General features: G+C 74.0%; 21 protein-coding genes and 1 pseudogene. 8 read left to right on the top strand and 14 right to left on the bottom strand.

Annotated features, from left to right (window positions below; all coding sequences use genetic code 11):
• Positions 1-4 precede the first annotated feature (4 nt).
• From EV188_RS26350 to EV188_RS26325, 6 genes are all read right to left on the bottom strand, one after another.
• The gene (locus EV188_RS26350) at positions 5-529 is read right to left on the bottom strand and encodes a 2'-5' RNA ligase family protein (protein ID WP_133829287.1); all 525 of its coding nucleotides are present in this window, start codon (positions 527-529) and stop codon (positions 5-7) included.
• A complete protein-coding gene (locus EV188_RS26345) occupies positions 526-1,410 on the bottom strand; it encodes an RluA family pseudouridine synthase (protein ID WP_133829319.1) in 885 nt (294 codons plus the stop codon). The genes EV188_RS26350 and EV188_RS26345 overlap by 4 nt, the downstream gene beginning before the upstream one ends.
• Before the next feature lie 82 nt (positions 1,411-1,492).
• Positions 1,493-2,251: a DUF5995 family protein gene (locus EV188_RS26340; protein WP_133829286.1), complete on the bottom strand. Its 759-nt coding sequence runs from the start codon at positions 2,249-2,251 to the stop codon at positions 1,493-1,495.
• Entirely contained in the window at positions 2,244-5,408 is a 3,165-nt protein-coding gene (locus tag EV188_RS33050; protein ID WP_133829285.1) for a helix-turn-helix transcriptional regulator, read from the bottom strand. The genes EV188_RS26340 and EV188_RS33050 overlap by 8 nt, the downstream gene beginning before the upstream one ends.
• Positions 5,409-5,677: 269 nt before the next feature.
• Complete coding sequence (locus EV188_RS26330; protein ID WP_133829284.1) at positions 5,678-6,835, bottom strand: cobalamin-independent methionine synthase II family protein; 1,158 nt, start codon at positions 6,833-6,835, stop codon at positions 5,678-5,680.
• Between the two features lie 10 nt (positions 6,836-6,845).
• Positions 6,846-7,559 carry a TetR/AcrR family transcriptional regulator gene (locus EV188_RS26325; RefSeq protein ID WP_133829283.1) on the bottom strand — a complete coding sequence of 238 codons (714 nt, stop codon included), beginning with the start codon at positions 7,557-7,559 and terminating at the stop codon, positions 6,846-6,848.
• A 77-nt stretch (positions 7,560-7,636) separates the two neighbouring features.
• On the opposite strand from EV188_RS26325, the gene EV188_RS26320 reads away from it, so the two are divergent.
• Positions 7,637-8,737 carry an FAD-dependent oxidoreductase gene (locus EV188_RS26320; protein WP_133829282.1) on the top strand — a complete coding sequence of 367 codons (1,101 nt, stop codon included), beginning with the start codon at positions 7,637-7,639 and terminating at the stop codon, positions 8,735-8,737.
• Positions 8,738-8,755: 18 nt separating this feature from the next.
• Here EV188_RS26320 and EV188_RS26315 read toward each other — a convergent pair whose 3' ends face one another.
• Genes EV188_RS26315 through EV188_RS26300 form a run of 4 tightly spaced genes read right to left on the bottom strand, consistent with a single transcriptional unit; the run spans position 8,756 to position 12,490 of the window.
• Positions 8,756-9,571 (bottom strand): IclR family transcriptional regulator, encoded by an 816-nt coding sequence (locus EV188_RS26315; protein WP_133829281.1) that lies wholly within the window; start codon positions 9,569-9,571, stop codon positions 8,756-8,758.
• On the bottom strand, positions 9,571-10,626 hold the full coding sequence (locus tag EV188_RS26310; protein WP_133829280.1) for a histidine phosphatase family protein: 1,056 nt from the start codon (positions 10,624-10,626) through the stop codon (positions 9,571-9,573). The genes EV188_RS26315 and EV188_RS26310 overlap by 1 nt, the downstream gene beginning before the upstream one ends.
• Complete coding sequence (locus tag EV188_RS26305; RefSeq protein ID WP_133829279.1) at positions 10,623-11,561, bottom strand: catechol 2,3-dioxygenase; 939 nt, start codon at positions 11,559-11,561, stop codon at positions 10,623-10,625. The genes EV188_RS26310 and EV188_RS26305 overlap by 4 nt, the downstream gene beginning before the upstream one ends.
• 14 nt (positions 11,562-11,575) lie before the next feature.
• A complete protein-coding gene (locus tag EV188_RS26300) occupies positions 11,576-12,490 on the bottom strand; it encodes a catechol 2,3-dioxygenase (protein ID WP_133829278.1) in 915 nt (304 codons plus the stop codon).
• Between the two features lie 134 nt (positions 12,491-12,624).
• Here EV188_RS26300 and EV188_RS26295 point away from each other — a divergent pair, with 134 nt between their 5' ends.
• The 7 genes and pseudogenes from EV188_RS26295 (at position 12,625) to EV188_RS26265 (ending at position 17,270) form a co-directional block, all read left to right on the top strand.
• Positions 12,625-13,350, top strand: coding sequence for a hypothetical protein (locus EV188_RS26295; RefSeq protein ID WP_243742015.1), 726 nt, complete (start codon positions 12,625-12,627; stop codon positions 13,348-13,350).
• Entirely contained in the window at positions 13,347-14,177 is an 831-nt protein-coding gene (locus tag EV188_RS26290) for an IclR family transcriptional regulator (protein ID WP_133829277.1), read from the top strand. The genes EV188_RS26295 and EV188_RS26290 overlap by 4 nt, the downstream gene beginning before the upstream one ends.
• Positions 14,178-14,966: a 2-keto-4-pentenoate hydratase gene (locus EV188_RS26285; protein WP_133829276.1), complete on the top strand. Its 789-nt coding sequence runs from the start codon at positions 14,178-14,180 to the stop codon at positions 14,964-14,966. It begins immediately after the preceding gene.
• 32 nt (positions 14,967-14,998) lie between these two features.
• Positions 14,999-15,769, top strand: a complete 771-nt coding sequence (locus EV188_RS26280; protein WP_133829275.1) for a 2-keto-4-pentenoate hydratase — start codon at positions 14,999-15,001, stop codon at positions 15,767-15,769.
• A gap of 24 nt (positions 15,770-15,793) precedes the next feature.
• Positions 15,794-16,000 (top strand): annotated as a pseudogene (locus EV188_RS26275) (2-hydroxymuconate tautomerase); the annotation flags it as partial.
• Complete coding sequence (locus EV188_RS26270; protein WP_133829273.1) at positions 15,997-16,338, top strand: Rieske (2Fe-2S) protein; 342 nt, start codon at positions 15,997-15,999, stop codon at positions 16,336-16,338. The pseudogene EV188_RS26275 and the gene EV188_RS26270, both read left to right, overlap by 4 nt.
• A 92-nt stretch (positions 16,339-16,430) precedes the next feature.
• Complete coding sequence (locus EV188_RS26265; RefSeq protein ID WP_133829272.1) at positions 16,431-17,270, top strand: proprotein convertase P-domain-containing protein; 840 nt, start codon at positions 16,431-16,433, stop codon at positions 17,268-17,270.
• Here the strand turns inward: EV188_RS26265 and EV188_RS26260 are convergent.
• The 4 genes from EV188_RS26260 to EV188_RS26245 all read right to left on the bottom strand — a co-directional run bounded on the left by EV188_RS26260 (position 17,254) and on the right by EV188_RS26245 (position 21,725).
• Positions 17,254-18,636: an HNH endonuclease signature motif containing protein gene (locus EV188_RS26260; protein WP_133829271.1), complete on the bottom strand. Its 1,383-nt coding sequence runs from the start codon at positions 18,634-18,636 to the stop codon at positions 17,254-17,256. The genes EV188_RS26265 and EV188_RS26260 overlap by 17 nt on opposite strands.
• Before the next feature lie 420 nt (positions 18,637-19,056).
• Positions 19,057-19,311, bottom strand: coding sequence for a hypothetical protein (locus EV188_RS26255; protein ID WP_243742014.1), 255 nt, complete (start codon positions 19,309-19,311; stop codon positions 19,057-19,059).
• A complete protein-coding gene (locus EV188_RS26250) occupies positions 19,308-20,657 on the bottom strand; it encodes a Rieske 2Fe-2S domain-containing protein (RefSeq protein ID WP_133829270.1) in 1,350 nt (449 codons plus the stop codon). The genes EV188_RS26255 and EV188_RS26250 overlap by 4 nt, the downstream gene beginning before the upstream one ends.
• Positions 20,658-20,750: 93 nt before the next feature.
• Positions 20,751-21,725 (bottom strand): GlxA family transcriptional regulator, encoded by a 975-nt coding sequence (locus EV188_RS26245; RefSeq protein ID WP_133829269.1) that lies wholly within the window; start codon positions 21,723-21,725, stop codon positions 20,751-20,753.
• Between the last annotated feature and the right edge of the window lie 54 nt (positions 21,726-21,779).

The raw sequence follows: 21,779 nt of genomic DNA, 5'->3' as shown, positions 1-21,779 counted from the left end.
TCCGTCATCCCGGCTCCGGTGACCCGCGGAACGGGAACTCGCCGGCCGCGTCCCACGGGCCGCCCCGGTAGCGCCAGAGCGCGAGGCCGACCACCGTCGCGGGGTAGGGGGAGTGCGTGGCGACGAGCTCCGCGAGCGTCGCCTTCGCGGTCTCGGGGTCCACCTTGTTCTGCACCGTGACGTGGTGGTGCGGCCGTCGCGCGTCCTGGCGGGTCAGGTCGTCGGCGAAGCGCCGGGCGATCGCCGCGTGCACGGTGTCGAGCCCGGGCGCCTCGATCCGGTAGGCCACGCCCCGTCCGAGCGCGAACGGCGCCCGGACCCGGCCGGGGATCGGCGCGCGCGCCGCGAGCTCGTCCAAGGCGGCGGTGACCTCGTCCGCGCGGTGGCCCGGCAGCGCGTGGAACAACGTCAGGTGCGCCCCGACGACGAGCCGCTTCGACGGGAAGAGCCGGCGGCGCTGTGCGTCGAGCTCCGCCCGGGCCTCCTCGTCGAGCAGCGCGGTGACGATGAGGGGATCGGTGTCGGTCACACCCCAGCCTCCCAGCCGGTCGGGTCGTCCCAGGCCTGCAGCGTGCGCCGGCTGGTGAAGCGCCGCTCCTCGCCGGTGCGCGGGTCGGGGAACGCGAGCTCGCGGGCCAGGAGCTGCAGGGGCGCGCGGAAGTCGTCGAGCGGGACGTCGCGCACCTCGGGGTAGAACGGGTCGCCGAGCAGCGGCAGGCCCAGCGAGCTCATGTGCACGCGCAGCTGGTGGGTGCGTCCGGTGCGCGGGGTGAGCCGGTAGCGGGCTCGGGCGGGAGGGTCGGCGCCGTCGCGCACCTCGACCAGCTCCACCAGCGTCTCCGCGTTCGGCTCGCCGGGCACCTCCTGCGCGGTCACCACGCCGCGCTCCTTGACGATCCGGCTGCGGACCACCCGCGGCAGCGCCAGTGCCGGGTCGTACGGGGCGATCGCCTCGTAGGCCTTCGCGACGCGCCGGTCGCGGAACAGGTTCTGGTAGGTCCCGCGCCGCGCGGGCTCGACGACGAAGAGGACGAGGCCCGCGGTCACCCGGTCCAGCCGGTGCGCCGGGCTCAGCATCGGCAGCCCGAGCTGGTGGCGCAGCCGGACCAGCGCGGTCTCGCGGACGTGGCGCCCGCGGGGGATCGTCGCGAGGAAGTGCGGCTTGTCGACGACGACGATCTCCTCGTCGCGGTGCACGACGTCGAGGTCGAACGGCACCGGCGCCTCGTCGGGCAGGTCGCGGTGGAACCAGATCACCGACCGGGGCACGAACGGCGCGTCCGGCCCGAGCGGCCCGTCGTGGTCGACGATCCGGCCCTCGGCGAGCATCGCGTCCACGCGCGCGGACGGGACGGGCAGCCGGTCGACGAGGTGGTCGCGCAGCGTCGCCCACGGACCGTCGTCGGGCATCCGCACCCGCGCCGGGTCGAGCCCGTCGCGTGGCGGGAGCGGCGGGCTGCGACGGGGCACGGCCCGAGACTACGGGCGGTCGTCAGATGAACAGGCCGGCGAGGGTCCGGGCGCTGCGGTCGAGCTCCGATTCCTTGTCGTCGCGGTAGCCCTCCCGCTCCCGCTGAGGCCAGAGCTCCGCAGCCTCGCGCCAGGCGACGTCGCGCGTCCGCCGGACGAGCATGTCGCCGCCGAGGTTGAAGGCACGGTCCACCCAGCCGCCGTCCTCCAGGATCGTCGGCCAGAGGGTCCAGGGTGCGTCGTGGTCCTCGCAGAGCTGGTCCATGTTGTCGCGGAAGATCTTGTTGATCGCCTGGTAGTCCGCGCGCTGCTCCCGCTCGGCGGACAGCGGGTCGTCGGGGTGCTGCTCCCACACGTCGAGCAGCGCGAAGGCGAGGTCGAAGTTGACGTGGGCGTTGACCCCGGTCGCCGCGAAGCGCCATTCGCCGCGATCCTTCCGGCGGCGCTCGAAGAGGATCTCCCAGCAGCGGGGCGTGGCCCGGCCCAACAGCCAGGAGTCCAGCGCGCGCAGGTAGCGGAGGGCGAACTGCACGTCCAGCTCGACGATGAAGTCCTTGCAGAAGAAGAGCCCGCCGGCCTCGAACTTCTCCAGCACGTCCACCGTGATCGTGTGATAAAGGTCGGTGAAGCAGGCGATGCCGTCCCGGTCGCCGTCGCCCGGCAGCTGGTCGGCGACCTCTCGGATGTCGTGCAGGACCGCGACGACCTCCTCGATCTTCCGTGGCCGCTGCGCCGCAAGTGGCTTCAGCAGTTCCTTGTTCTCCTCCAGCGGATCAGGCACGGGAACCTCGTTCGGGGCCGGTGGGACGGGCACGGACGCGTTGGAGCAGGGCGGCCGCTTGTGTCCGTGAGCGGGTGCCGGTCTTGGCGAGGACCCGCGACACGTGGACGGCGACGGTGCGCTCGCTGATGTAGAGGCGGTGGGCGATCTCGCGGTTCGACAGCCCGTCGGCGAGGACGGCGAGGACCTCGTGCTCGCGGGAGGTCAGCGCGGCGAGCTCGGGGGCCCGGCGGGCGGCGGCGGTGGTCTCGCCGGCGCCCCGGGTCGCGACCTGCGCGTCGCCCGCGTGCGCGACGTCGAGCCGGGCGCGGCGGGCGAGCCCGGCGATCTCGTCGAGGAACGGCCCCGCGCCCATGGCGGTCGCGGTCTCCGCCGCCGAGCGCAGCGCGCGGGCGGCCTCGCCGCGCCGGGTGCCCGTCGCGAGCAGCGCCTCGGCGCGGCGGAGCATCGCGTACGCCGCCGGGTAGGGGTTGAGCTGCGCGCCCCACATCTCGGCGACCCGTGCCCAGGCGTCGGGGTCGGAGGCGCCGGCGGCGCGGCCCGCCTCCGCGCGGCACATCGTCACGTACGCGAGCACCGTGCGCCGCAGCGCCGGCACCGTGTGCGGCACCCGCCGCTCGAGGTGGACGACGTGGCGCGCGAGGCGGTCCAGCGCGGTGCGGTCGGTCGCCATCCCGCGCGCGGCCGCCTCGGCCTCGGCGCGCAGCCCGTGCCAGACCAGCGGGGCGACGAGGAAGACGTCGTCGGGGGTGTGCTCCGCGACGTCGAGACCCCGCGCGACCAGCGTGCGAGCGAGGTCCGGGCGCCCCCGCCACATCTCGACGCCGGAGCGCAGGGTCAGCAGCGGGACCCGGTAGCGCGAGGCGACGGTGCCGCGCCGGGGCGGCGCGGTCGCCTCGTCGTCGGGAGACACGGAGTCCTCGCCCGTCCCGTCGAGCGCGAGGAGGTCCACGGCGCGCAGGTCCTCGTCGGCCTCGACGAACTCGCCGCGCCCGACCTGCAGGCGGCAGCGCGCGAGCCGGACCTCGAGCGCGTCCGCCCCGGTCGGCGACAGCGCCCAGGCCTCGTCGACCGCGTCGGAGGCCTCGGCCCAGCGCCCGAGGCGGAACAGGCCGTTCGCGGTGGTCGCGAGCAGCCGGACCCCGGCGGAGCGGGCCAGCCCGAGGTCGCGCATCCGCGCCACGCCCTGCCGCGCGATCTCGACGCCCTCGTGGAGCTCGCCCAGCGGGCCGGACAGCAGGTCCGCCCACGCCTGGTAGGCGCGCCCGACGGCGGCGGCGTCGCCCGTGCGCTCGGCGATCATCAGGCCGTCGGCCACGGCGGCGAGCCCCGCGTCGGGGTTCTCGAGATAGGCCAGCGCCGAGCCCAGCGTCGCGAGCATCGGCGCCTGCTCCGGGTGCTCGCCCTGCCGGCGCGACACGGCGAGGGCCCGCTCGGCCTCCTCCTTGGCCCCGCGCACGTCGCCGGTGATCAGCAGCGCCTCGGCGTGTGCGGCGTGCACGGCGGCCAGGGCGGGGTCCTGGTCCGAGATGCCGACCCGGTCCGCGGCGCGCCCGGCGTCGTGCAGCACCGCCACCGCATCGCCGGTACGCCCGGCGTCGAGCAGCGAGCGCCCCAGCCGCACCACCGAGGGCAGCTCGGCGCTCCCCGCGGCGGCGGGGTCGGGGACGAGGCGGCGCAGCAGGTCGACGGCGGCGTCGTACTCGCCGGCCAGCTGGGCCATGTCGGCGGCGCGGGCGAGCAGCACGCCCGCCTCGGGGTCGTCGCCGCCCGCCGGGGGCAGGGCCGGCGGGCGGTGGTCGGGCAGGAGCCGCGCGGACGGGGGCGCCGAGCGCGCGGCGGCGAGCGCGAGCGCCGCCATCCACTGCCGGTGCGCGGTGCCGAACTCGTGGATCTGCTCGGCGACGGTCGCGGCGTGCACCACCGCGGGCAGGGCGCGCTCGGGGTCGTCGGCGCGGGCCCAGTGGTGCGCGCGGCGCAACGACGCGGCGGGCGGGAGGTCGGGCACGTCGCCGAGGACGGCGTCGTAGGCCACGGCGTAGCGGCGGTGCAGGCCCCGCCGCTCCCCGGGCATCAGCTCGGCGGCGACGACGTCGCGCATGAGCCCGTGGCGCAGCGCGTAGCCCTCGACCTCCGGGTCGACGACGACCATCGCCGCCTCGGCCGCCTCCCGCAGCGCGGCGAGCAGGTCGTCCTCGTCGGTGTGCACCACCTCGGCGAGCAGGCGGTGGGGTACCGGCTCCTCGCCGAGCGCGAGCGCGGCCACGACGGTCTGGGCGAGCGGGCGCAGCCCGGCGAGCCGGCCGAGGACCAGCCCGCGCAGGCCGGGGGAGAGGCCGTCGGCGGCACCGTCGGCGACGGCGGCGAGGGTCTCGGCGACGATGAACGGGTTGCCGGCCGAGCGCCGCCACACCAGCTCGGTGAGGTCCGGGGCGCCGCCGGCGTCGCGCACGATCTCCTCGACGCGTGCGCGGGGCAGCGGCGCCAGCTCGATGGCGCGCACGGCCCGGTCGCGGGCGAGCTCGGGCAGCATCCGGCGCAGCGGGTGGGTCACGTCGAGCGCCTCGGAGCGGGCGGTGGCGACCAGCAGGATCGGCTCGTCGGTCAGGTGCGCGACGAGGGAGACGACGAGCTCGCGGGTGGTCCGGTCGGCCCAGTGCAGGTCGTCGACGACGAGCAGGACGGGCGCGTCGGCGGCGAGCGCGACGAGCACCCGGCGCACCAGCTCGAGCAGGTGCCCGCCGGACGGGGGCGTCGCGGCGGGCCCGGGGTCGAGCAGCGGGGCGAGCTCGTCGCGCCAGGACGCGAGGGCGGCGCGGGCGGCGAGGACGGGCGGCGCCGCGTCGTCGGGCGCGCGCAGCAGGCGGCGCAGCCCGGTGGCCACCGGCCAGAGCGGGAGCTGCTCGCCGACGTCGACCGCGGCGCCGGTGATCACGACGCCGCCGTCGGCCTCCGCGCGCTCGGCCAGGCCGCGGACCAGACGCGTCTTGCCGGCACCGGCGTCGCCGGTGAGGACGACGGTGAGCGCGCCGCCGGTCTGCACCCGCTCCCAGCACCGCGCCAGGACGGCGGCGTCGGCGGCGCGCCACGGCGGCGGGTCCGCCGCGGTGGCGCCATCCCCCCGGCCGTGGGCTCCGGCGACCCCCTGACCTGGCACGGCGACGACGCTAGGCGCGCGCGAGCGGCGGCGTCCAGCGGCGTACGTGGTCGACCCGTCGGGCTAGTCATTTCTTCTGATGTGCCTGCGCACCGTGATCGGAGAGGCTTCGTCCGAGGGCGGGACGACGGTCGTCGGGGGACCGGAGGGGGTCGCTCGGACGTCCTCGCGCTCGCCCGGGCCACGTGGCCGGGCGCGCGACGGGAGGGGGAGGCGGGGCTCGTGGTCGCCCGGGGGGACGTCCACGCCCTGCCTCCCCTTTCCGCGCTCTACGCCCAGAGGCGCCGGGTCGCGATCTCCGCACCCTGCGACAGCGCCCGGAACTTCTCCCACACCACCGTCGGGTGCACCTCGGGCGCGTAGCTCGCCCGCGAGGAGAAGCCGCAGTCGGCGCTCGCGATGACGTTCTCCCGCCCCACGGCCGAGGCGTACCAGCCGATCATGTCGGCGATCAGCTCCGGGTGCTCCACGTAGTTCTGCGCGTGGCCGAGCAGGCCCGGGATCAGCACCGAGCCCTCGGGCAGCGGGAGGTCCTGCCAGATCTTCCACTCGTGCATGTGGCGCGGGTTGGCGACCTCGAACGAGTAGCCGCCGGCGCGGATGCCGAGCATGTAGGGGGCGACCTCGCCCATGCCGATGTCGTGGATCCGCGGGCCGTGGTTGAGGCCGTAGCAGGTGTGCAGGCGGATCTTCTCGGTCGGGATGTCGCGCAGGCTGTGGTTGACGATCTCGGCGTGCTCGCGCGCGGTGCGGTCGCGCTCGGCGGGCTCGAGGGTCGGGTCCGAGAGGATCTCGATGAGCCACGGGTCGTCGATCTGCAGCAGGAACCCCGCGTCGACGATCGCCAGGTACTCCTCGCGCAGCGCCTCGCCGACGGCCTCGTAGTACTCGCGGTCGCTCGCGTAGAACTCGTTGCGCCCGAAGCCGCGCGGCGACGTCGACGGCATGAACGCCTCGACCACGCCGGAGACGCCGGCCAGCGCCTTGTGCAGGTTGGCGAGGTCGGTCTGCAGCTCCTCCTGGCCGGTGTAGCTCACCGGACCGACGCAGGCGACGCTCTGCATCGGCGCGACCGTCTTCGAGTACTTGCCGAGGTAGCCCTCGTAGTAGTCCGGGAACGCGTCGATCTCGACCTGCCAGGACGGCGGGAGGAGCCGCTCCCCGGAGTCGGGGGAGAAGCCGTCGAGCCGGCGCTGGACGTAGGTCGCGAAGCTGACCTTGCCCATCTCGCCGTCGGTGACGACGTCGATGCCGGTCTCGCGCTGGCGCGCGACGACGTCGGCGACGGCCTCGGTCACCTGGCGGGCGAAGAGGTCGGCGTCGTAGGGACGCCCGTGCTCCTTCTCCCGCATCGTGTCGAGCAGGGCCTCGGGGCGGGCGAGGCTGCCGACGTGGGTCGTCAGGACGCGGTCGGTGCTGCGCTGCATGGCACCGACGCTAGGAGCGCGACGGGGAGGCGGGCATCACAGGTGTTCCGGTGGGGCGAACGGTCGTGCCGATGCCCGCGAGCACCAGGTCGATCCCCTCGAGGAACTGCTCGCGGTCGTCGTGGGAGCGCATCTGGTCGGCGACGGTGCGGGTGAACGCGTACTCGTCGGTGTCGAGCTCCTCCCAGGTCGTCGACACGGCCCCGAGGAACTCGTCGCGATCGACGTCGGGGCCGAGGATCCGCGCGTTGGCGGCGTTCTGGGCGGCGGCACCCAGGATGTACTGGACGAGCACCGAGGTCACCGTGAACCAGCGGTCGTGCGGCACGCCGAGGTCGCGGACCTGCCGGCCGACCTTCTCGAAGATCCGCGGTGACGTCGCCTGCCAGGAGCTCGCGGTGAGCCCGCCCGCGACCCACGGGTGCGCGTCGATGGCGTCGAACAGGCCGAGCGCGAGGGCCCGGACCTTGTCCTGCGGAGTCCCGTCGGGCTCGTCGGCGAGTGTCCCGGCGACGACGGCGTCCGTCGCCGCCGCGAGCAGCTCCTCCTTGTTCGCCACGTGGTGGTAGATCGCCCCGGGCCCGGTCGCCAGCGCCTGCGACAGCGCGCGGAACGTCAGCCCGCCCTCACCCGCGTCGTCGAGCAGGGCGACGGCGGCGTCGACGATGCGCTCGCGGGAGAGCGCCTCGGTGCGGCGACGTGACGGGGAGGACACGGCGGCCATCTTGACACGGGTGGAACGGCGTTCCAAGCTCAGGTCAACGATTGGAACATTGTTCCACGAACCTCGGAGGAGGAACCATGACCACCCACGTCATGATCATCGGTGCCGGGCTCGGCGGCCTCGTGCTCGCCCGCGTCCTGGCCGTCCACGACATCCCGGCCACGGTGTACGAGGCCGAACCCTCACCGACCTCGCGGGCCCAGGGCGGGATGCTCGACATCCACGCCGGGAACGGGCAGCCGGCGCTCGCGGCGGCGCGGCTGACCGAGGAGTTCCGTGCGCTCGTCCTCGAGGGCCGCCAGGCGATGCGCATCCTCGACCGCGACGGCACCGTCCTCTACGAGGAGGGCGACGACGGGCACGGTGGGCGTCCCGAGGTGCAGCGCGCCGACCTGCGCCGTCTCCTGCTCGACTCCCTGCCCGAGGGCACCGTGCGGTGGGGCCACAAGGTCACCGAGGTCCGCGCCCTCGGCGGCGGCCGCCACGAGGTGGCGTTCGCCGACGGCGGCACGGTCACGACGGACCTGCTCGTCGGCGCCGACGGCGCGTGGTCACGGGTCCGCCCGCTGCTCTCCGACGCCACCCCGACGTACTCGGGCACCACGTTCGTCGAGACCTGGCTCTTCGACGGCGACACCCGCCACCCGGCGGCGGCCGCGGCGGTCGGCGGCGGCTCGCTCATGGCGCCCGAGCCGGGCAAGGGCATCCAGGCCCACCGCGAGGCCGGCGAGACCCTGCACGCCTACATCGCGCTGTCGAAGCCCCAGGAGTGGTTCGCGGACACCGATGTCGAGCAGGTGGCGGCCGAGTTCGACGGCTGGGCGCCGGAGCTCACGGCCCTGATCACCGAGTCCGACACCGCCCCGGTCGTCCGGCCCCTCAACACCCTCCCGATCGGTCACCGCTGGGACCGCGTGCCGGGCGTGACGCTCGTCGGCGACGCCGCCCACCTGGCGCCCCCGAACGGCGAGGGCGCCAACATCGCGATGCAGGACGGCGCGGAGCTGGCGCTCGCGCTCGCGCTCGCCCGCGCGAGCGATGTGGAGTCCGCCCTCGACGCGTACGAGCAGGCCCTGTTCCCCCGCGGCGAGGCCGCGGCGACCGACGGCAGCGAGCTCTACGACCTCATGTTCGGCGACGCCGCGCCGCACGGTCTGGTCGCGGCGTTCACATCGTGAGTGGCACCTCGCGAGGGGTCAGCCCCGCGCCCGCTCCAGGTCGGCGGAGATGCGCGCGGCGGCCCGGCGCACGCCCTGGACGACCGCCGGCTTGCGGGGTCCGAGCACGCGGGACGTCGGTCCGACCACCGACAGGGCGGCGACCGGGTGCGGACGCCCACCGCGGGTCAGCGTGATCGGCGCGGCGATCGACGACCAGCCGGGCTCGAACTCCTCGCGGGAGGTCGCGTAGCCCTGGTCGCGGGTGATCGCGAGGATCTGCCGGTAGCGCAGCGGGTCGACCACCGTGAACGGCGTGTACCGCTGCAGCCCGCGCTCGAGGATCGCGGTGATCAGCGCCGGGTCCGCGGCGGCCAGCACCCGGCCCGCGCTCGACGAGTGCGCCGGGTTGCGGCGGTGCTCGCTGCGGAAGCGGACGTTCATGCCGGCGGCCTCGGCGCGCTCGACGTAGAGCACGTCGGTGCCGACGCTGACGCCGAGCTGGATGGTCTCGCGCACGAGCTCGCGCAGTTCGCCCATCGCCGGGAGCGCGACGTCGCGCAGCATGAGGCGGTCGACGGCGAGCTGGCCGTACTCGAAGAGCCGCAGGCCCAGGCGGTAGCGGCCCGAGCCGGTGCGCTCGAGCAGCCCGCCGGTGGCGAGCGCCGCCAGCATCCGGCACGCCGTGCTCTTGGCGATCCCGAGCCGGGCGGCGACACGCGTCGCGCCGAGCTCGGCCTCGTCGGCGAAGCAGTCGAGGACCGACACCGCCGTCGAGACCGACCGGAGCGGGGAGTCGTCCTCGGGGGCGCCGCCGGCGTCGAGGTCCAGCGGAGGGAGCGAGAGGACGGTCATCAGGCCTCCCAGTGCGGGAACTCGTCCGGCGGCGGCACGTTCACCTCGGTGACCCGGTTGCGGTAGGACACGAAGGCGGTCCGGCAGCCCTCGCGCATCTTGATCCGGATCTCCTCGGTGTTCAGCGGCTCGCCGGGGTCGTAGCCGTGGGCCCAGGTGGCGAACGCGCGCATCGGCCCGGAGTGGGTCGCGGCGAGGATGCGGCGGTGGGTCAGCGAGCCGTCGGGCTGCGTCGACTCGGTGATCAGCCGGTGGAACCCGCGCCAGAACCGGCGCACGCACATCGCCGGCGGCTCGAAGTACATCATCGGGATCGTCAGCCACTCCTGGATCGGGTCCGCCCCGCCCAGCTGCGTCCGGTAGAAGCGGTCGATCTCGACGAGCCAGCGCGGGCGGTCGCCGACGGCGAGCCGCTCGAGGGTCTCGTTCGTGGCCTGGTACTGCCGGAACGCCGACGTGACGTCGCGCAGGCCGTCCGGGGTCCAGACCCCGAAGTTGCGCAGCTCCGGGATCGGCTCCTTCTCGGTGATCTCCGCGTCAATGCCCCACATCTGCAGACCGTCGGTGACCCCGTTGTAGAGCTGGTCGGCGGTCTGGCGGGCGCGGTTGGTGTCGGCGCAGACCAGGCGCACCCTGTCGCCGTGGTCGAAACGCCGCGCGAGCTCGTGGCCGCGGCGGTGGGCCTGCCAGCCGCCCATCGGGGTCAGGCCGGCGTCGGTGGAGTAGCCCTGGGTGATGCCGTGCCGGATGATCGAGATCTCGCAGACGATCTTCTCCGACGCGCGGCGCTCTACCGGCGCCGCGACCTCCTTGCCGCGGCTCGCCTCGGCGAGCGCCGGCGTGAACGTCTTCCCCTCGTAGGAGACGGTGCCCGTGTCGCTCGGGGCCGAGGCGCGCTCGCGGAAGCGGCGCAGGTACAGGGGGGTGCTGTCGTCCTCGGGCGTGGCCGGGGCGTCCGTCGTGCCGCCGCGGCGCGAGCGGTAGCGCGACAGGTAGTCCGGGGCCTCGTAGCGGTGGACGGAGCGGGCGTCCGGGCGCTGCTCGGTGCCCGTCACGAGTGCACCGTGAAGAAGCGCTCGTTGACCTGGCGGTGGTAGTAGAAGATGGCGCGCCCCATCTCCTCCTCGGTCCAGGTGATCGGTTCGAAGTCGGGGTCGACCCAGTACCCGCCGGTGAAGAGCTCGTTGCGGTTGCCCGAGGGGTCGAAGAAGTAGGTCGTGTAGCCGCGGGTCACGCCGTGGCGCGTGGGGGCCACGTCGATCGTCACGCCGTGGTAGGCGAGCGCGTCGGCCGCCTCGCGGATGCCGTTCCAGTCGTCCATCCAGAACGCGAAGTGGTGCAGCGCCCCGTTCGGCCCGGTGATGACGGCGATGTCGTGCGGGGTGTGCGAGTGCTCGAGGAACGTCGCGAGCTGGTGGCCGTCGTTGGCGAGGATCTGCTCGGTGAGCCGGAACTCGAGCAGCTCGGTGAAGAACGCCGTGAACGCCTCGACGTCCTCGGCCATGACGAACAGGTGGTCCAGGCGCGGCGGCGCGATCCCGATGAGGTCCTGCGGACGGGGCGGCGGGTTCGTCTTCGGCAGCATGTTGCCGATCCGCTCGGTGCCGTGCGTGAGCTCGACGAGGTGGCCCGACGGGGCCTCGAAGCGGATCGCCTCGCCCCAGCCCGGACCCAGCTCGCGGGCCGCGAAGCGCTTGACCGGCACGCCGGCCGCCTCGAGCTTCGCGGTGAAGTGGTCGAGGTCGGCGGCCTCGTTGAGCTTGAACGACATGTGGTCGAGGCCGTGGGTGGGGGCCTCGCGCAGGATCACCGAGTGGTGCTCGCGCTCGTCCCAGCACTTGAGGAAGACCCGCGGAGCGCCGTCGCGCTCGTCGCGCGCGGTCTCCAGCAGGCCGAGGACCTCGGTGTAGTAGGCGGTGGCGAGCTCCAGGTCGGGGACCCGGACCTCGACGTGCTGCAACCGGATGATCCGGTCGGAGGTGGTGGCCACGATCGTCCGTCCCCTTACGTGTGCATCCGCAGGAACCGCTGGCTGATGACGTTCTCGTAGTAGAAGAGGCCCTTGCCGAAGTTGTCCTCGGTCCAGGTGAGGATCTCGGTGTCGGGGTCGACCCAGTAGCCGCCGGTGAAGACCTCGTTGCGGATGCCGAGCGGGTCGAAGAAGTAGATGGTGTTGCCGCGGGTGACGCCGTGACGCGTCGGGCCCTGGTCGATCTGCACCCCGTTGAAGGCCAGCGTGTCGGCGGCCTTGCGGATGTGGTCCCAGTCGTCGAGCCAGTACGCCCAGTGGTGCAGGGCGCCGTTGGGGCCGTTGACGATCGCGATGTCGTGCGGGGAGCGGGTGTTGCCCGCGAGCCACACGCCGAGCTGGTGGCCGTTGCCGTCGAGGACCTGCTCGGTCATGCGCATCCCGAGCACGTCCATGAAGAACGACGCGGACTCCGCGACCTCCTCCGCGTTGACCAGCATGTGGTCCATGCGCGGGGGCGCGATGCCGGGCAGGTCGGGCGGCGGGACCGGCGAGGGGTTGTGCTTGCCGAGCAGGTTGCCGGTCTTCTCGATGTCCCAGACGAGCTCCATGATCTGGCCCGACGGCACCTCGAACCGGATCGACTCGCCCTGGCCGACGGCGCCGCCGCGGCTCACGCGCGTCGTGGGGCAGCCGTAGGCCTCGACCTTCTTCTCGAACTCGTGGAGGTCGTCCTCCTCCTCGACGCGGAAGGTGAACGAGTCCATCCCGGTGCGCGGGTTGTAGCGCATCCGCAGGGAGTGGTGGTCCTCCTCGTCCCAGCACTTGAGGTAGACGCAGTCGTCGGTGCGCGCCACCTGCTGGAGGCCCATCACCTCGGTGTAGTACGCCGTCGAGAGATCGAGGTCGGGCGTGCGGACGTCGACGTGGGCCAGCCGGAGGATTCCCATGCGAGATGCCCTTTCCCGGGCGGGGAGGCTTCCTTGACGCCGCGACGCTAACCGCCCTAGCGTTCCGGAAGGAAGGCAAGCCGTTCCGACTTCCGGAACGACGATTCCCTTCCGGGGTTGACGGGAGGAGCGTCGTGGCGGATCCGATGGCCATGCGCCGCGCGGTCGCCGGCTACGTCGAGGGCATCCACCGCGCCTATCTGAAGCAGGCCGAGACGTTCCCGCCGGCGGTGCAGGGGCGGCTGCCGTTGATCGCGGCGGGCCGCGTCACCGTGGCCGCGGTCGGCGCGCGCAACCTGCACATCCTCGCCACCACCGAGGGCCTCGGGCCGCCGCGCGGCCAGGAGGTGGAGCTGCCCGGGACGGCCGACGGCCTCGAGTGGGTCGTGCGCTTCTACGACCCGGTGGTCGTGCCCGCCCTCGGGCTCATCGACGAGTCGGACGGGCCGGCGTCGGACAAGGTGCGCGGCGCGCTGGGCATCTCGACCGTCGTGTACCACGTGGTCACCCAGCCCGGCTCCGGTCTCTCGCCCCACCATGCGGGCCACGTCGGCTCCGGACTGGCGAGCGCCCACTCCGCCGCGGCGCGCGACTTCGAGCGCCTGCGCGACCGGGCCCGCGGCCGCGAGGCGCTGGTCGACGAGATGGAGGGCGCCGCCGTCGCGGGCCTCGCCCGCGCCCAGATCCTGCTGGCGCGCGCGATCCGCCCGCACGACGCGGCGGTCGGCGAGGCCGTCGACGCCTCGTTGAGGCCCGGTGCGACGCCCGATCCGGACGCGGTGCGCAAGGTCCTGCTGAACGCGTTCACCGGGAGACGGAGCGAAGCGGAGCTCGACCCATTAGGCCAGGAACCGGCGTGACCGACGCGCCGCTGCAGACGGTCACCAACGCCGCACGGCTGCTCAAGGCGTTCCTCACGCGCGAGGAGTCGCTCGGTGTCTCGGAGCTGTCCCGCCGCCTCGACCTGGGCAAGAGCGCCGTGCACCGGCTGCTCACCACGCTCGCCGCGGAAGGGCTCGTCGAGCAGGACCCGCGCACCGGCGGCTACCGCCTCGGTCTCGTGGTCTTCGAGCTGGGCGAGGCCGTGCGCGTGCACATGGACCTGCACGCCGCCGCCGGCTCGGTCCTCGCGCACCTGCGCGAGGAGACCGGCGAGTCCGCGCAGGTCGGGATGCTCGACGGCCACGACGTCGTCTACGTCGACCGGCTCGAGTCCAGCCACGCGCTGCGGCTGTTCACCGAGACCGGGCGCCGCGTGCCGGTGCACTGCACGAGCTCCGGCAAGGTGCTCCTGGCCTTCGCGCCGGAGCCGGTGCGCGAGCGCTACCTCGCCACCGCGGCGCTGACCCGCCACACGCCCCACACGCTGACCGACCCCGACGAGCTGCGCCGGGCCCTGGCCACCGTGCGCGCCCGCGGGTGGGCCGACGCCGTCGACGAGCGCGAGGTCGGCGTCGCGTCCCTGGCCGCCCCGATCCGTGACGCGCGCGGCGCCGTCGTCGCCGCGATCGGCATCGGCGCGCCCGTCAGCCGGTTCCGCGCCATGCCCCGCAAGCGCCTGGCCCGCACCATCGTGGAGGCCGGCGAGGCCGTGTCCCGCCGGCTGGGCTGGTCCGAAGAGGCTGTTCCCGACGGCGCCGGCTCCGCGGCGCTCCGCGTCGCACCGCTACTGGAGAAGGAGAGCTGAGTGGCCGTCACCGACCCCGCCGCGAAGGCACGGGCGCTGTACGAGGCGCGGCGCACCCGCGTCCCGATCCCGCCCTTCACCGACGCCGAGCCCGACCTCGACATGGCCGACGGCTACGCGATCCAGCAGGAGCTCGTGCCGCTGCTGCTCGCCGACGGCGACACGGTCGTCGGGCACAAGGTCGGCGTCACGTCCGCGGCGATGCAGAAGATGATCGGGATCGACACCCCGGACTACGGCCCGGTGCTCTCGTCGACGGTCTACCGCGACGGCGACGCGATCCCGCTCGACCGCTTCATCGCGCCCAAGGTCGAGGCCGAGATCGTGTTCGTCCTGGGCTCGCGCCTGCAGGGCCCGGGCATCGGGCCGACCGACGTCGCGCCCGCCGTCGCCGGGGTCGCCGCGGCGATGGAGATCGTCGACTCCCGCATCGCCGACTGGCGGATCAAGCTCGCCGACACCGTCGCCGACCTCGCCTCCAACGGCGCGGTGGCCGTGTCCTCGCGGCTCGTGCCGCTCCAGGGGCTCGACACCCGGCTGATCGGCATGACGTTCACCCGCAACGGCGAGCTCGTCGACACCGGCGCCGGCGCGGCCGCTCTCGGCGACCCGCTGGCCGTCGTGGCGTGGCTGGCGAACGTCCTCGGCGAGGCCGGCGTCGCGCTCGAGCCGGGCCACATGATCATGACCGGGGCCCTGCACGCCGCCGTGCCGCTGGCCGCGGGCGACGTGTTCCGCGCCGAGTTCGACCGGCTCGGGCCGGTGACGATCCGGGTGAAGGAGTCCTAGATGCGGGAGACGAAGCGGAGCGGAGCTCGACCATGAACACCGTCGACGTGCACGACCTGGCCGACCGGCTGACCAAGGCCGTCACCGAGCGCACCGCGATCGACCCGCTCACCGACGACGTCACCGACCTCGACCTCGAGACCGGCTACGCCGTGCAGCGCGTGCTGCGCGACCAGGCCGGCCCGCGGGTGGGCTGGAAGCTCGGGGTGACCTCGCGGGCGAAGCAGGCGCAGGTCGGCGTGTCCGACCCGGTCTGCGGCTTCCTGCCCGGCGCCGGCGCGCTGGACCTCGGGGAGCCGCTGCGCACCGGCGAGCTGATCCAGCCCCGCGCCGAGCCGGAGATCGTGTTCATCCTCGGCCGGGACCTCGCGGGCGCCCACGTCACCGCCGCCGACGTGCTGTCCGCGACGTCGGGGCTGGCCGTCGGCATCGAGATCCTCGACTCCCGGTTCCGCGACTACCGCTTCACCATGGCCGACGTCGTCGCCGACAACACGTCGGCGGCCCGCTTCGTCGTCGGCACCCCGGTGCCCCCTGCCGGCATCGACGTCCGGCTGGTCGGCGTGCTGCTCGAGAAGAACGGGGAGCTCGTCGCCACCGCCTCGGGCGCCGCGTCGCTCGGGCACCCCGCCGCGGCCGTGGCGTGGCTCGTGCGCCGGCTCGCGGCGTCGGGGGAGGGCCTCGCGGCCGGCGAGGTGGTCCTCTCCGGCGGTCTCACCGCCGCCACGCCCGTCGTCGCGGGCGATGTCGTCGCCGTGACCATCGACCGCCTCGGCACGGTCGAGCTCGCCTGCTCTTCCTGACCCGCGGAACCGACTCGGAGGCCCGCCATGCCGCTCGTGCAGATCACCCTCGCCCGGGGCCGGACCCCCGAGCAGCTCGCCGCGCTGGGGGAGGAGGTCACGGCCGCGGTGACGCGCGCGGTCGGCGCGCCCGCCGGGAACGTGCGCGTCGTCGTCACCGAGTGCGAGCCGGAGCACTGGTTCGTGGGCGGCGAGTCGCTCGCGTCGTTGCGGGCGTCCGGACGGCGGTGACCCTCGTCCGCGTCGAGGCGCCGGGCGTCGTCACCAGCGACGACGGCCGGCGCTTCGTCGTGCTCGCGGTGCCCGACGGCCTGCGCGTCGTCGACGCCGTGTGCCCGCACAACCGGGGCCCGCTCGAGCAGGGGTGGGTGCGGGACGGTGGGGTGCTCGTCTGCCCCTGGCACTGGTACCGCTTCGACCTCGACACCGGGGAGTGCGCGACCTCGCCGCAGCACGTGCTCGGCGTCCACCCGGTGCGCGAGATCGATGGCGTGACCTACGCCGACGTCGGCGACCCGCCCCGGGAACTGTCGTGGTCGGAGCGCCTGCGGGCCCACGCACGGGAGTGAGGCGCCCGGTTCGTCCCGGTCCTTCTGAGGGCTCCCTGGCGATGTCGTGAGGGGGAACCGGACGACGCCGTGCGGGAGGTATGTTGCCGCCCGTGTCCTCCCCTTTCGGCGGTGGCTCCGGCTCCGGTGACCCCAACCGCCCGGAGTCGTTCGGCTCCCAGCCCACGCAGTATGGGCCCACCGCGGACCCGTCGTACGGGCAGCAGCCGGGGTCCGGGCCCCAGCCGTACTACGGGGGCGATCCGTCGCAGCAGGGGTACGGGCAGCAGGGGTACGGCCAGCAGCCGTACGGGCAGCCGGGCTACGGCCAGAACCCCTATGGGCAGCAGCCGTACGGGCAGCCGGGGTACGGGCAGAACCCCTACGGCCAGCAGCCGTACGGGCAGCAGCCCTACGGGCAGCCGGGCTACGGGCAGCCGGGGTACGGCCCCTACGGTTACGGGCAGCAGCCGCCCAAGAAGAAGAACAAGGCGCTGCCGTGGATCCTCGGCGGCGGCGCCGTCGTCCTCGTCGCGATCATCGCGGTCGTCGTCCTGGTCCTGACCCTCGGCGGCAGCGCGCTGGAGGGCCAGTCGCAGCGGTCGGTGCCGATCCCCGACGCCGACCCCGCCGGCGTCACCGACACGATCACGCTCGACGGTTCGGGCACCGTGTCGGCGATCCAGGTGAACGCCACCATCAGCCATCCGTACATCTGCGACCTCGTGGTCACCCTGCGCTCGCCGCAGGGTCAGACGGCGGTGCTGTCGGACACCGACCAGTGCGACCGCAACCGCCCGGGCCTGGCGCTGGCGCTCGACAGCAACCAGGGCGGCCCGCTCGCCCCGCTCGTGGGCCAGCAGGTCGGCGGCGCGTGGACGTTGCAGATCGCCGACCGCGTCGCGATCGACCGCGGCACCCTCGACGGCTGGAGCATCACGGTCGAGCGCTGACTTCCGGCGGAGGATCCGGGACGCGTGGTCGTCCGCCGGGTCGGGGTTGTCGTTCGGGGTCGATGATCCAGGGTGGGGTGAACCAGGGCAGCCCGTCGATCATTTGGATGGTCCAGTGCCCGTGGTGGATCACCTGGTGGTGATATCGGCAGAGCAGGCACATGTTGTCGATCGCCGTGGGCCCGTGGTCGATCCATTCCTGCACGTGGTGGGCTTGGCAGCGCCGGGGTGGGCGGGTGCAGCCGGGGAACGCGCAGCCCCCGTCGCGCAGGTTGAGCGCGCGGCGGATGGCGTCCGGGGCGGTGCGCTGCAGGCGCCCGACGTCGAGGGGTTCGGACTTCGACCCGAGGACCACCGGGACGATCTCGGCGTCGCAGGCCCAGCGGCGCACCGTGCCCGGATGCACGCGGAGCCCGGACTCCAGCACCCCGTAGCCGCCCCTCTCGGTGAGCGCCCCACGCAGCCAGCGGTGATCGATGGTGATCGTCAGCAACGCCCGCCCCGGCCGCTCGACCCGCCGGCCCGTCGCGGTGGGCTCGGACTGACGCGGAGCAGGGATCAGCGCCTCCGACCCGTCCGCCTCGTCGGACTCGTCCGCCGCGCCGTGCTCGTCGGCGGATCGGTCGGTGTCGGCGGCGACGCCGCCGGGGCGACGTGCCGCACCGACGAGGTCCTTGAGGCCCTCGATGCGGCGCAGGGCCAGCTCACGGGTGTCCTCGGGCCCACACGGGGCGGCGAGATCGTCGACGACACTGCCGAACGCCTCGGCGTCCACCGGATCCGACATCCGCCCCCGGAAGTGCAGCACCCCGTTCTTACGGCGGGTGAACAACAACTCGTCATCCCGGCCCGCGTTCTCCTCGGCCGGCTCCTCACCATCCGGATCGAGATACGCCAGCAACCGGTCCGCGACCGCCTGCAACCCCTTGGGGCCCAGCCGGGTCGCGTCATCGGCCAGGCGGCGCTCCGCCTCGACCCACTCCTCGAGCGGCAAACCCTCGACCCGGTCGAGACGGCGCATCGTCGTGCGGATGATCGCGACGTGCGCCGGACCGACCAGCCCGCCCTTCGCCGCCGCGGCGGTGGCCGGCAACCGCGCCGGCAACGCCTCCCCGATCAGCGAGGAGCGCGGGCACAGGTCGGCGGCCTCGGCGACCAACCTTTTCGCCTCGACCGCACCGATGCGCCACAGCTCCTCGAGCAACCGCCCGGTCGAGCGGTCGCCGGTCATCTCCGCGACCCGCAGCTCCTCCAGCGCGGCGACCTGCTCGAGACGCGCGTAGTCCTCGCGGCGGCGGGTGATCTCGCCGGTGCGGGCGCGCTCGATCGCGTCCCGCTCCACCGACCCGAACACCCGTTCGCTCATGTGTTCGATTCTAGAGGGCACCCCCGACAACGCCGGGCCGTTTCAGCGAGAGCGCCTCGACGAACTCCGCGACCGGCACGGTCCGCAGCCCGAGCTCCCCGAGAATCATGCGCGGCGTGCCGCTCGCGCATCGCGACGTTCCGGCGGCGGGCACCCCTCGCCGGTCCATCCGAGCCAAGGTGCCCTTCCCTCGCGCCGCGGGGGTGCCAGCTCGGGCGACGCGCCGCGGCCGGCCTGCCGTGGAGATCAGGAGTGCGTCGTGCACCCGCGTGTCGCCCGTACGTCCGATGACCTGCCGGTGATTGCCGTCAGCACGACCGGGCGAGGTCGGGCTCGCTCGACGTTCCGGCGGTGGGCGCCTCTCGCCCGTCTATCCGCGCGAAGGTGCCCTTCGCTCGAAACCTGGCGACGGCGCGCGTCTCAGTGCTCCGGTTCGTGACCGATCGCCGTGTCGCCGGTGGTCGTGACCTCGCCCGTCCAGTCGCAGGAGGCGCACCAGCAGTAGAACCGCCGCGCGTCGCCCTCCCAGAACTCGTTCGCGAGGCCCAGGTCGCGGGCGCACGACGGGCAGAACCGGGGCGCGTCGCGGCGGTGCGCCTCGACGTCCGCGGCGAACCGGCGGTCGATCTTCGCGCCCGGGGAGCCGTCGGGGACCGTCACAGCGGACAGTCTCACCGCGGGATCGTCCCCGAGTCCACCTGGGCGGAGGTGTCGGGCGCCAGGGTCGCGGTGCCGATCCCGCCGGCGGGCGTGAACGACGGTCGCCCGGCCGCCTTGTCCGCCTCGACGCGCGCGGCGGCGTCCAGGTGCACCTGCTTGATCGGCTCGAGGTCGGGGGAGTAGCGGGTCGACCCCATGTTGCAGAAGTCGATCGCGAACTCCGCGCCGCCGGCGTGGAACTTGTCCTTCTCGCAGGGCAGGTCGATGCGCTCGTGGGGCTCGCGGATGGTGCCGAGCGGGTCCTCGCCCTTCGCGACCGCCTGCATCGCCTGGCGGAACATCTTGCGCAGCAGCGAGACGCCGATGTCCGAGCGCCCGAGGTGCTCGGTGGTGCGGTCGGTGATCGGGCCCTGCGTCACCCAGGCCATGATGTCCTGGCCCTCGACGTAGTTGACGACGTGGTTGCCGCGGTCGTCGAACACCGGGATCTCGTAGTCGGCCACGCGCTCCTGCTCGACGGGCTCGTAGCCCTCCGGCGCGTGGACCGTGTAGAGCATGAACCGCGTCGTCGTGCGATTGATCGGCACGCGGATCTGCATCTGGTGGATGCCGCCGCCGCCGACGCGCATGTTGTAGGGGAAGACGAGCGGGTGGCCGACCTTCCAGTCGTCGTTGTCCTCGCTCGCCCCGGAGAGCACGCGGCGCTTGATGATGCCCCACTCGAAGGCGTCGAAGCCGATCCGCTGGTGCTTCTTGCCGAACGACGCCGGGGCCTCGAAGCCCTCGTGGCGGCCGATGAACTCGAAGTAGCGGCCGTGCAGGTGCTCGACGTGGTGCGGGTCGACCGCGTTCTCCATGACCTGCACGTAGTTGCAGGGGATGTCCGCCCAGCCGATGTCGCGGTAGCCGTCCATCACGTAGACGTCGAAGCGCGGCAGCAGCGGCGCCGGGTCGGGACCGACGTAGGCCCAGACGAGCCCGCCCATCTCCTCGACCTTCCCGGCGGTCGCCCGCACGCGCTCGGCGAAGTTGGTGTTCGCCTTCTCCGCCGGCTGGTCGGTGCACGCGCCGTCGGTGTCGAACTTCCAGCCGTGGTACGGGCAGCGCAGCCCGTCGCCCTCGACGACGCCGTAGGCCATCGACGCCTTCCGGTGCGGGCAGGGCTCCGGGATGATCCCGTACTTCCCGGACGGCGAGCGCCACAGCGCGAAGAACTCGCCGAGCAGTTCGACGCGCTTGACGGGGAACTCGACGAGCTCGCGGGTGAAGGCGACGGGGTACCAGTAGCGGCGCAGCACCTCGCCCATCGGCGTGCCGGCCTCGACGGCGGTGAGTTCCTCGTTCTGCTCGGCGGTCAGCACCGGTGTCCTCCCGAGTGGTGGCGGTGCCGACGACGCTAGGGAGCCGCCGCGCCGGGGAGAAGAGCCGCGTCCCTCTCCGCGGGACGGCGGTGCTCAGGCGCCCCGACGCCGGAAACGCCGCCGGTAGGCGAGCGGCGAGAGCCCCACCTCGTCGGCGAGGTGCGCCCGCAAAGACGCCGCCGTCCCCAGCCCCGCATCCGCGGCGACCCGGTCGACGGGCAGGTCGCTGCCCTCGAGCAGGCGCCGCGCGCGGGCGACCCGCTGCGCGACCAGCCAGGCGTGCGGGGAGGTCCCGGTCTCGGCGCGGAAGCGGCGGGTGAAGGTGCGGACGCTCATCGACGCGCGCGCCGCCAGCCCGGCGACGTCGATGTCCTGGTCGAGGTGCTCCGCCGCCCACGCCCGGACCGCGCCCGTCGCGCCTGCGCCCGCCGCCGGCAGCGGGTGGTCGATGAACTGCGCCTGCCCGCCGTCGCGCCACGGGGCGACGACCAGGTGGCGGGCGACGGCGTTGGCGACCTCCGCGCCGTGGTCGCCGCGCAGGACGTGCAGGCAGAGGTCGAGGCCGGCGGCGAGGCCCGCCGAGGTCGCCACGTCGCCGTCGTCGACGAAGAGCACCGACTCGTCGACCTCGAGGTGGGGGTGCAGGCGGCGGAGCTCGGCGGCCCGGGCCCAGTGGGTGGCGACGCGGCGCCCGTCGAGGCGGCCCGCGGCGGCGAGGACGAACGCGCCGGTGCAGATCGAGAGCCACCGGGCGTGGGCGGGCACGGTGTCGAGCGCCGCGAGCAGGTCGTCGGGCAGGACGCCGTCGCGGCGCGCCGGCACGTAGTGCGTGCCGGGCACGATCACCGTGTCGGCCGCCGCGAGCGCCTCGGGCCCGTGCTCGAGCAGCAGCGAGAACCCCGCCGTCGACGGGACGCGTTCGGTGAGGCCGCAGACCCGCACGTCGTAGAGAGGGCCGCCGGCGTCCTCCGCGGTGCCGAACACCTGGGGCGGGATCTGCAGGTCGAAGCCGACGACCTCGGGCAGGGCGAGGACGGCGACGACGTGACGCTCGCGGTCCGGAAGCATGGCCGGATTCTTGCACGAGTTGGCGTTCCGGCCACTGGATCGTGGCGATCGCGT

The sequence above is a fragment of the Actinomycetospora succinea genome, from assembly GCF_004363095.1.
In the GTDB taxonomy this organism is placed as follows: Bacteria; Actinomycetota; Actinomycetes; order Mycobacteriales; family Pseudonocardiaceae; genus Actinomycetospora; species Actinomycetospora succinea.
Note: the sequence above shows the minus strand (reverse complement) of the source record. Positions and strands in the feature narration are given on the sequence as shown.